This is a genomic window from Staphylococcus parequorum, from assembly GCF_039237145.1.
GTDB lineage: Bacteria > Bacillota > Bacilli > Staphylococcales > Staphylococcaceae > Staphylococcus > Staphylococcus equorum_A.
In genome coordinates this window covers 135,183-148,392 of record NZ_CP150682.1, presented here as the reverse complement: position 1 = coordinate 148,392, position 13,210 = coordinate 135,183, and the positions used below count along the sequence as shown (strand labels likewise).

At 34.7% G+C, this 13,210-nt stretch carries 16 protein-coding genes; 11 read left to right on the top strand and 5 right to left on the bottom strand.

Annotation, left to right across the window (positions count from 1 at the left end; genetic code table 11):
- Both AAA453_RS00685 and AAA453_RS00680 read left to right on the top strand, forming a co-directional pair.
- Window positions 1-1,482, top strand: coding sequence for a catalase (locus tag AAA453_RS00685; RefSeq protein WP_069814873.1), 1,482 nt, complete (start codon window positions 1-3; stop codon window positions 1,480-1,482).
- 20 nt (window positions 1,483-1,502) lie between these two features.
- A complete protein-coding gene (locus AAA453_RS00680) occupies window positions 1,503-1,829 on the top strand; it encodes a PH domain-containing protein (RefSeq protein ID WP_069814871.1) in 327 nt (108 codons plus the stop codon).
- 115 nt (window positions 1,830-1,944) lie between these two features.
- Here the strand turns inward: AAA453_RS00680 and AAA453_RS00675 are convergent, their stop codons facing one another.
- Entirely contained in the window at window positions 1,945-2,679 is a 735-nt protein-coding gene (locus tag AAA453_RS00675; RefSeq protein ID WP_069814869.1) for a glucose 1-dehydrogenase, read from the bottom strand.
- A gap of 149 nt (window positions 2,680-2,828) precedes the next feature.
- On the opposite strand from AAA453_RS00675, the gene AAA453_RS00670 reads away from it, so the two are divergent.
- Window positions 2,829-3,263, top strand: coding sequence for a MarR family winged helix-turn-helix transcriptional regulator (locus tag AAA453_RS00670; RefSeq protein ID WP_069814867.1), 435 nt, complete (start codon window positions 2,829-2,831; stop codon window positions 3,261-3,263).
- A gap of 65 nt (window positions 3,264-3,328) precedes the next feature.
- Window positions 3,329-4,084, top strand: a complete 756-nt coding sequence (locus AAA453_RS00665; protein WP_069814865.1) for an SDR family NAD(P)-dependent oxidoreductase — start codon at window positions 3,329-3,331, stop codon at window positions 4,082-4,084.
- Between the two features lie 73 nt (window positions 4,085-4,157).
- Here the strand turns inward: AAA453_RS00665 and AAA453_RS00660 are convergent, their stop codons facing one another.
- Window positions 4,158-4,583 (bottom strand): MaoC family dehydratase, encoded by a 426-nt coding sequence (locus AAA453_RS00660; protein ID WP_069814863.1) that lies wholly within the window; start codon window positions 4,581-4,583, stop codon window positions 4,158-4,160.
- A gap of 352 nt (window positions 4,584-4,935) precedes the next feature.
- On the opposite strand from AAA453_RS00660, the gene AAA453_RS00655 reads away from it, so the two are divergent.
- Window positions 4,936-5,697, top strand: a complete 762-nt coding sequence (locus tag AAA453_RS00655; RefSeq protein WP_069814859.1) for an SDR family oxidoreductase — start codon at window positions 4,936-4,938, stop codon at window positions 5,695-5,697.
- 163 nt (window positions 5,698-5,860) lie between these two features.
- Here the strand turns inward: AAA453_RS00655 and AAA453_RS00650 are convergent, their stop codons facing one another.
- Complete coding sequence (locus tag AAA453_RS00650) at window positions 5,861-6,463, bottom strand: hypothetical protein (protein WP_069814856.1); 603 nt, start codon at window positions 6,461-6,463, stop codon at window positions 5,861-5,863.
- A complete protein-coding gene (locus AAA453_RS00645; protein ID WP_069814854.1) occupies window positions 6,456-7,088 on the bottom strand; it encodes a hypothetical protein in 633 nt (210 codons plus the stop codon). The genes AAA453_RS00650 and AAA453_RS00645 overlap by 8 nt, the downstream gene beginning before the upstream one ends.
- 176 nt (window positions 7,089-7,264) lie before the next feature.
- Between AAA453_RS00645 and AAA453_RS00640 the strand changes: the two genes are divergently transcribed.
- Genes AAA453_RS00640 through AAA453_RS00620 form a run of 5 tightly spaced genes read left to right on the top strand, consistent with a single transcriptional unit; the run spans window position 7,265 to window position 11,439 of the window.
- Window positions 7,265-7,888, top strand: coding sequence for a hypothetical protein (locus AAA453_RS00640; protein ID WP_069814852.1), 624 nt, complete (start codon window positions 7,265-7,267; stop codon window positions 7,886-7,888).
- Complete coding sequence (locus tag AAA453_RS00635; RefSeq protein ID WP_069814850.1) at window positions 7,885-8,490, top strand: hypothetical protein; 606 nt, start codon at window positions 7,885-7,887, stop codon at window positions 8,488-8,490. The genes AAA453_RS00640 and AAA453_RS00635 overlap by 4 nt, the downstream gene beginning before the upstream one ends.
- Window positions 8,487-9,620: an ABC transporter substrate-binding protein gene (locus AAA453_RS00630; RefSeq protein ID WP_069814848.1), complete on the top strand. Its 1,134-nt coding sequence runs from the start codon at window positions 8,487-8,489 to the stop codon at window positions 9,618-9,620. The genes AAA453_RS00635 and AAA453_RS00630 overlap by 4 nt, the downstream gene beginning before the upstream one ends.
- Before the next feature lie 11 nt (window positions 9,621-9,631).
- Window positions 9,632-10,630, top strand: coding sequence for a FecCD family ABC transporter permease (locus tag AAA453_RS00625; RefSeq protein WP_002511943.1), 999 nt, complete (start codon window positions 9,632-9,634; stop codon window positions 10,628-10,630).
- Window positions 10,630-11,439, top strand: a complete 810-nt coding sequence (locus AAA453_RS00620; RefSeq protein WP_069814846.1) for an ABC transporter ATP-binding protein — start codon at window positions 10,630-10,632, stop codon at window positions 11,437-11,439. The genes AAA453_RS00625 and AAA453_RS00620 overlap by 1 nt, the downstream gene beginning before the upstream one ends.
- A gap of 74 nt (window positions 11,440-11,513) precedes the next feature.
- On the opposite strand, the gene AAA453_RS00615 is transcribed toward AAA453_RS00620, so the two are convergent.
- Window positions 11,514-11,894: a winged helix-turn-helix transcriptional regulator gene (locus tag AAA453_RS00615; RefSeq protein ID WP_069814844.1), complete on the bottom strand. Its 381-nt coding sequence runs from the start codon at window positions 11,892-11,894 to the stop codon at window positions 11,514-11,516.
- Between the two features lie 121 nt (window positions 11,895-12,015).
- Between AAA453_RS00615 and AAA453_RS00610 the strand changes: the two genes are divergently transcribed.
- Window positions 12,016-13,197 carry an MFS transporter gene (locus tag AAA453_RS00610; RefSeq protein ID WP_427705583.1) on the top strand — a complete coding sequence of 394 codons (1,182 nt, stop codon included), beginning with the start codon at window positions 12,016-12,018 and terminating at the stop codon, window positions 13,195-13,197.
- Window positions 13,198-13,210 lie beyond the last annotated feature (13 nt).

Sequence of the window (13,210 nt, the reverse complement as noted above, 5' to 3'; positions counted from 1 at the left end):
ATGAGTAAAAAACTAACAGGATTATTTGGTGCACCAGTAGGAGATAGAGAAAATAGTATGACGGCAGGCCCTAGAGGTCCGCTTTTAATGCAAGATATATATTTCTTAGAACAAATGGCACACTTCGATAGAGAAGTTATTCCGGAACGTCGTATGCATGCAAAAGGATCTGGTGCGTTTGGTACATTTAAAGTAACAAATGATATTACACAGTACACTTGTGCAAGTATTTTTTCTGAAGTTGGCAAAGAAACAGAAATGTTCGCTCGCTTTTCAACAGTAGCAGGTGAACGTGGTGCAGCTGATGCAGAACGTGATATTCGTGGGTTTGCATTGAAATTTTATACAGACGAAGGTAACTGGGATCTAGTTGGTAACAATACACCAGTATTCTTCTTCAGAGACCCTAAATTATTCGCAAGTTTAAACCATGTTGTTAAACGTAATCCAAAAACAAACATGAGAGACCCTCAAGCAAACTGGGATTTCTGGACATTATTACCAGAAGCGTTACATCAAATTACGATAGTGATGTCAGATCGTGGTATTCCTAAAGGTTTCAGAAATATGCATGGCTTTGGTTCTCACACATACTCTATGTACAATGATAAAGGTGAGCGTGTTTGGGTTAAATTCCACCACAGAACACAACAAGGTATAGAAAACTATTCACCTGAAGAAGCAGCACAAGTTATAGCAAATGACAGAGAGTCTTCTCAAAGAGATTTATTTGGAAACATTGAAGAAGGTAACTTCCCTAAATGGAAAATGTACATCCAAGTAATGACTGAAGAACAAGCACGCAATCATAAAGATAATCCATTTGATTTAACAAAAGTTTGGTATAAAGACGAATACCCATTAATCGAAGTAGGAGAGTTTGAATTAAATAGAAACCCTGAAAACTATTTCCAAGATGTTGAACAAGCAGCATTTGCACCAACAAACATCGTTCCAGGTCTAGACTTTTCACCAGATAAAATGTTACAAGGGCGTCTATTCTCATATGGCGATACACAAAGATATCGTTTAGGTGTAAACCATTGGCAGATTCCTGTTAACCAACCTAAAGGTGTAGGTGTAGAAAATATCTGTCCATTTAGTAGAGATGGACAAATGCGTATTTTAGATGATAACCAAGGTTCAAAAACACACTACTATCCAAATAGTAACGGTGCGCTTGAAGACCAACCGCAACACAAAAAACCAGGCTTAGACATTCAAGGCCAAGCGTTCGAATATGATTATCGTGAAGATGATGATAATTACTTTGAACAACCAGGTGAATTGTTCCGTAGAATGTCACCTGATAAACAACAAATATTATTTAATAATACGGCTAATGAAATGGGCCCAGTTACTGACCCACTAAAACACCGTCATATTAGACATTGTTATAAAGCGGATCCAGCTTACGGTCAAGGTGTAGCAGATGCTTTAGGTATTGATATTAATACTGTAGACTTAGAAGTTGCAGACTAATTGAAAAGGTAGGTAATCGAATGATATTAGATAATATTAATCCAGAAGATTTATTTCCAACTGAGAAACAAGGGCCTTCCGTTTTAGGAAATATGGAATACCCTGTTCAAGGAGAAATAAAAGTATACGAAGCGGCTTATGTCGCAACAAATGAACGTCTTATATTAAATGTTGATATGGGCGGCCAGTTTTACTATAGAAACATTAGATATGACGAAATTGAAAATATCGAATTAGACGGTAATGTATTAACGATGCGCTTTAGCATTGGCACATTTTCTTTAACAGATTTAAATAAAGAAGATGCTGAAAACTTTGTCGCTTACGTAGAACCTAAAAAAATATAATTAGTAATTTGATTTCAATAGATAGTATGAATTATTATAAACCCCCTTCACAACCATTTAAATGGTATTGCGAAGGGGGTTTTGTTGTTTGAAATATTTGGTTTGCTTAAGTTGTTTATAACGCAGTAAGACCGCCATCGATGACGAATTCAGAACCTGTAGAGTAACTGGCGTCATCTGAAGCTAAAAAGATGACCATATTAGATACTTCTTCAGTTAGAGCTACACGACGCATTGGAATGGTCTTCGCGAATTGTTCGACTGCTTCTTTAACACCTTCTTGTTCAATCATAGGTGTCTGAATTACACCGGGATGTACTGAATTCACACGTATATTATAGGGTGAAAGATCTCTTGAAGCAGCCTTAGTCATGCCGCGAACTGCAAATTTCGTATCTGTGTAGCCAATTGCACCACCAACAAGTCCATTCATAGAAGATATGTTTATAATTGAACCGTGCTGTTGCGCTTTCATAGTTGAAGCAACTGATTTCATACCTAAAAATACAGACACTTGATTGATGTTTACAATTTTCATATAACTTTCTAAACTGAGTTCTTCTATAGGCGTGTTATAAGTAATGCCAGCATTATTTACTAAGACGTCTATTTTGTCCCATTTTTTGATTACTGTATCTACTACATTTTGCCAATCTGCTTCATTAGAAACATCATGTTTAATAAAAAGTGCATTTTCCCCAAGTTCTTGTGCAACTTCTTGACCGAGTGTTTCATTGATGTCAGTAATCACAACTTTTGCACCTTCATGCAATACTTTTTCAGCGTGCATTTTCCCCATACCTTGTGCTGCGCCAGTAATAATTACAACTTTATTGTCTAATCTTTTCATAATTTAACTTCCTCCCATGATCAATTCACTATTATTATATAATTTAACAGTAAATACATTAAAAGTTAACTGTTTAGCATTAAGTATTTTACTGCTAAACTAATTTTGTATATACTATTATTATATCAACGTATTTAAGGAGGCATATCATGGAAAAGAATAACTTTTTCGAACTGATTCATAATGCTGAGTTATTTAATGACGCGACAATGACACTTTTTATGAAACAATTTAATATGAATGTTAATATTTCACAAATTATTGCCTTATCTAAACTTAAAGAGCATGGTGCGCAGAAGCCATCCGCGCTTGCGCAGTCGCTTGGTTATACTTCAGGTGCAATTACCGGTTTAACAAACAGACTCGTTAAAGAAGGCTACGTAGTAAGGGCACATCAAGAAGAGGATAGACGTTCCATTTTAATTACGATTACTGCAAAAGGACTGGATTTATTAGAAGAAGCTCAAAAACAAGGTCAAAAAATGAGAAATGAAATTTATTCAGTATTAAATGATGAAGAAGTGACGGAATTACTTAACATTCAGAAAAAACTTTATAGTCATGTCAAACAATTGAATAAATAAGATTTTATACGTACAAAAGAAAGAGCGAAAATATTCTAATATTAAAAAATGAAAAGGTGATTTTAATGACTAGATTAGATGGTAAAGTAGCAATTGTGACTGGTGGCGCAGGAGGTATTGGCTCTGGAATTGTGAAGGCATATGTTAAAGAAAATGCGAAAGTGGTTATCGCTGATATCGCTGAAGAAAAAGGGGGATTATTGAGTGAAACACTAAACAGTCAGGGTTATGAAACGTTATTTATTAAGACAGACTTAACAGATAAAGATTCATTGCAAGCATGTGTAGATACTACGCTAGAAAACTATGGAAAAATTGATATATTAGTTAATAATGCACACGCATCTCGCATGAAGTCTTTTTTAGATATTACAGAAGAAGATTTGAACTTATCATTGAATACTGGATTTTATGCGACATTTTATTTATGCCAAATGGTTATACCTTATTTGAAAGAAACAAAAGGTAATATTATAAACTTTGGTTCGGGCGCCGCTGTAAAAGGGGATAAGCATCAAGGTGCATATGTTGTAGCCAAAGAGGCGATACGTGGTATTACACGTGTAATAGCTAATGAATTTGGCGAATTTGGCATTAATGCTAATATCATATCTCCAATCGCTTATTCTGAAGGCGTTGATCAATGGCGTAAAGATAACCCTGAATATTATGAAAAGGTGGTCCAAGGCATTCCATTGCAAAAATTTGGAGATGTTGAAAAAGATATTGGTCCAGTAGCAGTATTTTTAGGGAGTGAAGACGCGCAATATATCACGGGACAAACGGTTATGGTAGATGGCGGTAGTATTAAATTATACTGATGATGTTACAAGCATAACGAAGTACTTGTGTATCAATTGAGATGAAATAGAATAATTTATTAACAAGAGCGTTTTAACGTTTGATAAGTGCCGTGAGTTCGCCTTCAAATACTTTAACATCTTCATGATTAAATGTTGTCATTAATACCGTAAGTAAACCTTGGTCTCTTTTACCAGCCTTTTTATCAATAACTTTTATCACAGTATGTAATTCATCATCCGGAAATACTGGTTTGATAAATTTAATATTATTCATATGTGTACCTGCAATGACATCTTCTCCGTATTTGCCTGTTTCAATCCATAGTTTAAAAGAAATGGCTAGTGTCTGGATACCGGAAGCGATGACACCATTAAATCTGCCTTGTTGTGCTTTTTCTTTATCTAGGTGCATATATTGTGGATCAAATTCACTAGCAAAATCCGTAATTGCTTCTTCGCTTATTTTATATGGCTTAGTCGTAAATGTTTCGCCAATGTGAAATTCATCTAGTTTCATGATTGTATTCTCCTTTAATGTGTTAAATGATTCATATTTCTATTGTACTGAGTAATATGAAAAATTAAAATTTATTGAAATGAAGTTTAGCTGTTTTTTCAACTAACTAATATATAATTGTATCAATTATGGCGGAAGATTCGTACCATCATGTCACTGGTTCTATTTGTTATAAGACAATTGAAAGCAACAGATTCATTTTTGGAGCTAAAAGGGTTTTTAAATGGTATATTTACACTAGTTGATGCAATTCATATACGTATCATCATAGTCGTTATTAGTTTAATTCTATCTTATTGGATTAAAAAACCAATAAAATTAAGAAATCATTTGAATAAAGGGGCTGAATATTATGAAATTAAAAGATAAAGTAGCGATTGTCACAGGTGCAGCATCTGGCATGGGTAAAGCAATTGCCGAATTATATGCTAAAGAAGGCGCTAAAGTTATTGTAGCTGATCTTAATTTAGAAAAAGCAGAAGCAGTGTCAAAAGAAATTAATGAAAATAATGGCGTTGCTCAAGCCATTGAGGTAAACATAGTTGAGCAAGAAGATATCGATAATATGATTGATACAACCATAGAATCCTATGGTACTTTAGATATACTAGTCAATAATGCGGGTGTTATGGATGGTTTTGAACCTGTGGGAGATATTTTGGATGAACGTTGGGATTTAATATTTGATATTAATACTAAAGGTGCAATGAGAGCAATGCGCAAGGCGATACCAATATTCTTGGAAAAAGGAAAAGGTATTATAATCAATACGACTTCTACAGGAGGATTAAATGGTGCACATGCGGGCGCTATTTATAGTGCTTCTAAACATGCACTCGTAGGACTTACCAAAAACACTGGATTTATGTATGCTAAAAAAGGTATACGTTGTAATGGAATTGCGCCAGGAGCAATTGAAACAAATATATCTGATTCAATGAAAAATATTAACCATTTTGGAGCTGAACGTACAAAAATTGCACAAAGTGCGATACCTAAAACAGGGCAAGCAGAGGAAATTGCTAAAGTAGCATTATTTTTAGCTTCTGATGATTCGAGTTTTATCAATGGGACAATCGTCACAGCAGATGGTGGATGGACCGCAGCATTCTAGAATAAATATGCATAGCATTATCATCATTATTTCTTGGGAAATATAAAACAACTGTAACTAAAAAAATGATGGCTTCTACGTGAAATAAAGTAGAAGCCATCATTTTTGTATAAACTAAGTGATTGTCATTAATATTATGGTTTTATTTCTTATTTATAAAAATTTATTCATAAGCTAAGTATGGAAAAAAGCCTTCAAGAAATTTTTCTGTAGCTGGCATGAAATATGAGCCAAAATGATAATCCGGATCTAGCGTTGTAATAATCCAATGACCATATTGCTTGGATTTTTGTTCGTACATTACAGCACCGCCATTTTTTGAGGCAATTAATATTTCAGCATCTTCTGGTGGCCAAAACACACCATGTTGATGCCACGTGCAATCATTTAGCGTAAGGTAACGTGCGAATAATGAATGATTCGGTGCGGATAAAAGCAAACCACTATCAGCATTCTCTTCTAACCACCACCAAAAATTAGTAGGTCTAAATTCCCAGTTTTGATTTGGTAACCAGTCGTGGGGTTGTGGTCCAAATGCGACAACAGTGCCTCCAGATTGTGCGAAATCATGAATTTTGTCGACACTTTTTAATAATAAGGGCTGGTTTAGCTGTGAAGGCACGATTAATATATCAAGCTGACTAATGTCTGTTTCTAAAAAACCTGGATGGTAAATTAATTGGTCTATAAATTGATGAAACTTAGGTTCATGAAATGTACGATAATGTGACTCATTTCCAGAGTATATAACACCTATTTTATTCATTAATTTTTCCTCCTTGTAATGATATTATTTCTTGTTTTAACCAAGTTATAAATTGACCAGAAATATAATCGGTTGTTTTATTTTGCGCTTTGTATCCTAAAAGTGAACGGCCCGCGTGCATAAAGAGTGTCCCTTCTGTTGATATTCTATCTACGTAGGTTACAACATGTCCGTTTTGAAAGGTTAGGTGTATTTCATGTTCAGGTTGCGTTTGGTAATGGCCTCTTGCAAAGAAACCAGCTACCCCTTTATTAAATGTCATATCGTCAGTTTTGACATTGGCATATATAGAAGAGTCATGCTTTGGAGTTAGCGAATAATCACTGAAATGATGAATGTGCTCAGGCATAAACAAAGCAGTTTTCGGCAAACAAGGTTTAAATAAGTGTCCAAAAAAGACAATGATTTTTTTAGTGTTCAAATAATCGTTTATCAAACCTTTATGACGATACAAATATTCTTGATCTACAAAATTAGGAATGATAATTGCGTCAAATTTAAAAATGTCTAATTTATGAAATTCGTATTGAGGTATATACTCTACAATGATTTCTTTGTCTATATCACTTTCTTTGTTAATGCCAAATGCATGCTCAGGGTCGATGTGACCGATTAAATAAGTCATTAAAAACATCCTTTTATAATTAATTTGTTTTTTGAAATAACATTTTGATGATAATTAATTTTTAAATTTAAATTCAATTTCAAAGTTTTAATTGAAATTGAGAATCATTATCGGTAAAATGGTTTATATATTATAAAATACGCATAAATATAAAATTTAGCAAGGGAAGTAGAAAAATGAATGAAATCGCATATTTAGCAATAGACATCCAATTTTCGAGACTTACAGAATTAGATCGTCAAAGAGGACTCGTGTTTTTAAATGTATATGACTTACCAAACACCAATTTAAATACATTTGATGGCGTGATTATTTCAAACCATATCGATGAACCTTATCTATTGGCACAAGACGACATATTAAATGACTATATCAACCAAGGTGGAGTGATTTTCACATTAGTGGAGAAATCTTTACCTTGGTTGAATTGTGTATCGACTTGGAAAAGGTCTCCCATTCCATTAAAAGATCGAGCGTTAGAAATGAAAGCAACCGATAATGGGCTTTTTGAAAATATTAAAGTAAAAGATTTGGAATATAGACGAGGTGTGCGTGGTTTCTTTTCAAGAGGTTATTTTGAAACGGTTCCAGAGCAAGCAAAAGTATTAATTACGGATCAAGAACAACAACCTATTGTTTATGTAGATCGAACACATAAAGGCACGATATATGCAGGTGCAGGCACTGATATGTACCGTATCTATACACATGAAGACAACACTTCAAATCAAGTAGGGCTACAGATGTTGAATGCTATACGCACAGAAGCATCGAACATTAGGGGGGAATATCAACATTGAATATTGCTTTGATTGTTAATGGGACACCATACCAAAATAGATTTTTAGAAGAACAGGAATTTAAGTATTTATATAATGACGTAATACATATTAGAACATTAAGTTCATACGACTTAAGTTGCTATGACACGATTTTATTATCGTGTCGCTTAGATATTCAATTATTGAAACAACATAGACAATTATTTTTAAAATTTTTAAAACTAGGTAAGCGGCTAGTGATTTTTGGAGAAGTATTGGATCAGTGGTTTCCTCACGTACATTGGGAAGATTCTGAAGTGAATTTCAGTTGGTGGGTCCGACCCAACGGTGACCTACCGTTAAATCCTGATTATCAAACGCATAGTCTATATGAATACTTAAAAGTGGATGATATGAAGTGGCATTATCACGGCACGTTCGATCCACCAAATGGTGCGAAATCATTATTAAATACACCAGATGGACGGTCGATTTTTTATATTGATGATGTCAATTTCAATGGCGAGTTAATCGTAACTTCGTTAGACCCAATGTTTCATATTGGACTTGGATTTATTAATCAAGCTAAGCCATTTTTACATGGTTTAGGACAATGGCTAAGAACAGGAGATAATCAATGAAGAAAAAATATAGTGTCCTAGCTGGGATTGTATTATCAGCTACATTACTTACAGCATGTAATTCAAATACGACAGCTACGAATTCAGAAGATAAAGAAGTAACGAAAGAAGAAAAAATAGTGAAAGATCAAACAAATCGAGAAGTGAAAATTAAAAAAGATCCAGACAGTATTGTAGTAGGAGGCATCTTGCCATATTTTTCTACTTGGTTTGTAGGGACGAACTCTACGAAAGAAATTAAAGGAATACATCCTAACGCGTATAACGCTGCAGAAAATTCTATACTTTCTAAAATATCACCTGATATAAAAAAAGCGTCTACAGAGTTTGTGAAAAATGGCGATGTGAATATAGAAGAACTATCTAAAATAAACCCAGATGTCTACTTTGAAAATGCTACTGAAGAGAAAACCTTAGATAAAGTTGCAGAGAGTGGCATACCAACCATGGGACTAGAAACAATCAAGGTTGAAGACGCTGATCCTTTAGCTACATTTAATAGCTGGTTAAAAGTTACTTCAGATGTTAAAGGTGGCAAGACGAGCGATAGAACTGAGAAATTTATGAAAGAGGGAGAAAAATCTCAAAAAATGATTGATGATGGCCTAAAAGACACGAAAAAATCAGACAAACCCAAAGTTCTATTCTTACATCAACATACAGACAACTCTATTGTTGTTGGTGGCGGTAATTTCTTTAGTGAAAAATGGACAGAAGCAACTGGTGGTATCGATGTTGTTGGCGATGATGGTGTCGATGGTCAAAAAGAAGTTAATATGGAGCAAATTTATAAATGGAATCCAGATAAAATCTATATTACAAACTTCACTGAGACCCAACCTAATGATTTATTGAAAAACAAAGTGTCTGGTCAAGATTGGAGTCAGGTAAAAGCAGTTAAAGACAAAGCGGTCTATAAGGTGCCTTTAGGTATCTATCGTTGGTTCCCACCAAACGGAGATGCACCGTTAATGCTTAAATGGATGGCACAACATAATCACCCAGATAAATTCAACTATGATATGAAAGATGAAATCAAATCATATTACCAAGATTTTTACGACTATAAATTATCAGACGAAGATGTTGAGTCTATTTTACATCCTTCATCTGATGCTGCGAAGTATTAAGGAGTTAACTAATGAAGAAATCAAAAATATTATTATTAATTGTTTTACCACTTGTGGTAGCAATTATTTCACTCGGAGTAGGAAGAGTTTTTATAGATCCTATTACGATTATTAAAATTTTAACATCACAAATTATTCCTATAGAAGAAACATGGGCACCAGTACAAGAAACGGTAGTGATGAATGTTCGTTTTCCAAGAATATTATTAGCCCTATTAATAGGGGGTGGATTATCTATTTCTGGTGCGAGTTTTCAAGGCATGTTTGGCAACCCTTTAGTTTCGCCAGACATACTGGGTGTTTCAGCAGGAGCTGGATTTGGAGCATCTCTAGGTATATTGTTTTTTGGTAACACTTTTGGGGCACAAATATTAGCTTTAGCATTTGGACTATTGGCGATACTGTTCACATTTTTTGTAGCAGGAAATCAAAAAAATTCTCCAATCTTTATGTTTGTGCTCGCAGGTGTCATTACATCAGCATTGTTTAATGCACTTATTTCATTAATGAAGTTCGTAGCTGATCCAGAAGAGAAATTACCCGCAATCACGTATTGGTTAATGGGAAGTCTAGGAACAGCAACTTATAAAGATTTATATGTTGCGGCACCGATTATCATCATAGGCGTGCTCATATTGTATACACTAAGATGGAGACTTAATTTACTCACATTACCAGAAGATGAAGCTAAGTCTATGGGTATTCCTGTTGTAGCTTTAAAATGGGCAATCATTGCAGGTGCAACGATTATCACAGCAGCTACGGTTGCGGTAGCGGGTATCGTAGGATGGGTTGGTTTAATCATCCCACATATTGCACGTATGTTTGTAGGTAACAATAATCAATATGTGTTACCTGTATCACTTGCTATCGGTAGTACATATTTGTTAATCATTGATAACTTGGCTAGAAGTTTAACAGCTACTGAAATTCCATTATCTATCTTAACTGCAATTATTGGCGCACCATTTTTTGCATACTTATTACGCCGTATGGGAGGTTCGTGGTAATGCACTTAGAAGTAAAAGAAGGCAACTTTCATTATAAAAACAAACCTTATTTATATAAAGAAGATGTGAATTTTAAATTGGCTCCTGGCGAGGTCTTATCGATTTTAGGGCCTAATGGTGCTGGAAAAACAACATTGTTAAAATGTGTTATTGGGTTGCTAGATTGGACGGATGGCGAAACGTTTATCGATGATGTCCCGTTAAATGACCTGAAGAAAAAGGAATTGTGGAAAAAGATTGGTTATGTGCCTCAAGCTCAAAAAATGACTTTTGGTTACACGCTCTTAGAACTTGTGATCATGGGAAGAGCGCCATTTATCAGTACTTTAGCACAACCTTCAAAAAAGGATGAAGCGGCTGCAATTGAAGCGCTGGAAACAGTGGGTGTTAGCCATTTGGCCAATCAGTCATGTAACGAGGTCAGTGGCGGAGAATTACAATTAGCACTCATCGCAAGAACACTTGTATCGGGCCCTGAATTATTAATACTGGATGAACCAGAATCTCATTTAGATATTCAAAAACAAATTACGATTTTAAAAACGATACGTAAGCTGTCAAAAGAACAGGGGATATCATGCATTATTAATACGCATTATCCAAACCATGCGTTTTATCTTTCAGATAATGTGATTATTACTGGAAAAGAAAAAGGTATCGTTTTTGGAGAAACAACTGAAGTAATGACCGAACAAAGAATGAAACAATTCTTCGATGTTGATTTGAAGAAACTGTATTATGAAGATGAAGAACTACAACTTGAAACGATGGTTCCTAAAGATTTAGGAATCCAAAAAAACAAGATTTAAGAACAGAAATAATCATAACAATTTGGTATACAAAACGCCCTATTCTAAAGTTATAGAATAGGGCGTTTTTGTTATTAACTCGGTTTGGGTATATCGACAAAATCTTGTTGTGCTAATGATACTGTTTCCCCTTGTTGATGCATTTTTTCAATATGGAACTCTCCCCAATAACAAAGTGAAGAAAGTAAATCTCCTAGTGTTTGACCATAATTTGATAATTCGTATTCAACTTTAGGGGGGATTTGATCATATACGATACGGTTGATAATACCGTCTTTTTCTAGTTCGCGTAATTGCTGTGTTAACATTTTTTGAGTAATCGTTGGAATGGCACGTTTTAATGCAGATGTACGCATCAACCCGTTGTTTTGTAAATGACATAAGATGACAGGTTTCCATTTTCCACCGATGACATCAATGGTTGCTTCGACGCCGATATTATAAGATTTGCTCATTTAATTACCTCCTGATAGGTACTCAAAGGTACCTATAGTACTTTAAAGTGCGTACTTCCGCTTTTGATATGTGTAGTTTATATTAACACATACATAAAACAAGAAGGAGTCAAAAAACATTATGAGAAAAAACAAATTCGCTATATTAGCGTTAGCAATGTCTGCCTTTGCAATTGGAATGACTGAATTTATTAGTGTAGGTCTCTTACCACTCATTAAAGATGATTTTGATACTACGATTTCATTAGCAGGATTAACTGTATCTTTGTATGCTGTGGGGGTAACAATAGGAGCACCTGTACTAACACCACTGACAAATAAAATGAAACGGAAGCATTTACTATTAATGATTATGCTTATTTTCATTGTTGCGAATACACTTGCTGCCTTTGCTACCACGTTTAGTATGTTGCTAGCAATGCGTGTATTATCGGCATTAATGCACGGAGTGTTTATGTCTATAGCCACAGCAATCGCAAGTGATTTGGTAACGCCTGATAAGCGTGCAAGCGCGATTGCAATGATGTTTACAGGTTTAACCGTTGCTACAATTACAGGCGTACCATTAGGAACGTGGATTGGTCAGCACTTTGGTTGGGAAGCGTCGTTTATTACGATTGCTATGATTGGATTGATCAGTTTAATCATTAATATATTTGCAGTGCCAAGTAATTTGAAAGAATATGCTCAGGCATCGATAAAGGAACAATTAGAAGTGTTTAAAAACAAGTCATTAATGATGGTTTATTTGATTACTGCACTCGGTTACGGTGGCACTTTTGTAGTCTACACATACCTGACTAGTATACTTACAGATATTTTGAATTATAGTGACGAAGCGGTGGTACTACTACTTGTGATATATGGTGTAATGGTTGCTATTGGCAATACACTTGGTGGGAAATTAACAAACAATAAGCCAACAAAAGTACTGATATGGATATTTTTAATTCAAGCTATTGTTTTATTACTTCTAGGCTTATCTGTGACACATTATTTCTTAGGTACGATAGCCATACTTATTATGGGGTTGTTCGCATTTATGAACGTTCCGGGTCTGCAATTGATTGTGGTGCTTTTTGCAGAACGTAAAAATAAGGCAACGACTAACTTTGCTTCTAGTTTAAACATTGCTGCCTTCAATATCGGCATCACATTGGGAGCGGTCATCGGAGGATATGTGCTCAATCATTTTTCTCTTTCAATGACACCATATTTTGGCTTTATTATGGTGGTGATTGCTAGCATTATGATGTATATCGTTTATAAAAATGAGACAGAAGTACAAGTAGATATACTATAAAAATTTCATAATA

Coding starts and splice junctions, on each gene's coding strand:
- AAA453_RS00685 (WP_069814873.1), top strand. CDS start 1: ATGAGTAAAAAACTAACAGGATTATTTGGTGCACCAGTAGGAGATAGA.
- AAA453_RS00680 (WP_069814871.1), top strand. CDS start 1,503: ATGATATTAGATAATATTAATCCAGAAGATTTATTTCCAACTGAGAAA.
- AAA453_RS00675 (WP_069814869.1), bottom strand. CDS start 2,679: ATGAAAAGATTAGACAATAAAGTTGTAATTATTACTGGCGCAGCACAA.
- AAA453_RS00670 (WP_069814867.1), top strand. CDS start 2,829: ATGGAAAAGAATAACTTTTTCGAACTGATTCATAATGCTGAGTTATTT.
- AAA453_RS00665 (WP_069814865.1), top strand. CDS start 3,329: ATGACTAGATTAGATGGTAAAGTAGCAATTGTGACTGGTGGCGCAGGA.
- AAA453_RS00660 (WP_069814863.1), bottom strand. CDS start 4,583: ATGAAACTAGATGAATTTCACATTGGCGAAACATTTACGACTAAGCCA.
- AAA453_RS00655 (WP_069814859.1), top strand. CDS start 4,936: ATGAAATTAAAAGATAAAGTAGCGATTGTCACAGGTGCAGCATCTGGC.
- AAA453_RS00650 (WP_069814856.1), bottom strand. CDS start 6,463: ATGAATAAAATAGGTGTTATATACTCTGGAAATGAGTCACATTATCGT.
- AAA453_RS00645 (WP_069814854.1), bottom strand. CDS start 7,088: ATGACTTATTTAATCGGTCACATCGACCCTGAGCATGCATTTGGCATT.
- AAA453_RS00640 (WP_069814852.1), top strand. CDS start 7,265: ATGAATGAAATCGCATATTTAGCAATAGACATCCAATTTTCGAGACTT.
- AAA453_RS00630 (WP_069814848.1), top strand. CDS start 8,487: ATGAAGAAAAAATATAGTGTCCTAGCTGGGATTGTATTATCAGCTACA.
- AAA453_RS00625 (WP_002511943.1), top strand. CDS start 9,632: ATGAAGAAATCAAAAATATTATTATTAATTGTTTTACCACTTGTGGTA.
- AAA453_RS00620 (WP_069814846.1), top strand. CDS start 10,630: ATGCACTTAGAAGTAAAAGAAGGCAACTTTCATTATAAAAACAAACCT.
- AAA453_RS00615 (WP_069814844.1), bottom strand. CDS start 11,894: ATGAGCAAATCTTATAATATCGGCGTCGAAGCAACCATTGATGTCATC.
- AAA453_RS00610 (WP_427705583.1), top strand. CDS start 12,016: ATGAGAAAAAACAAATTCGCTATATTAGCGTTAGCAATGTCTGCCTTT.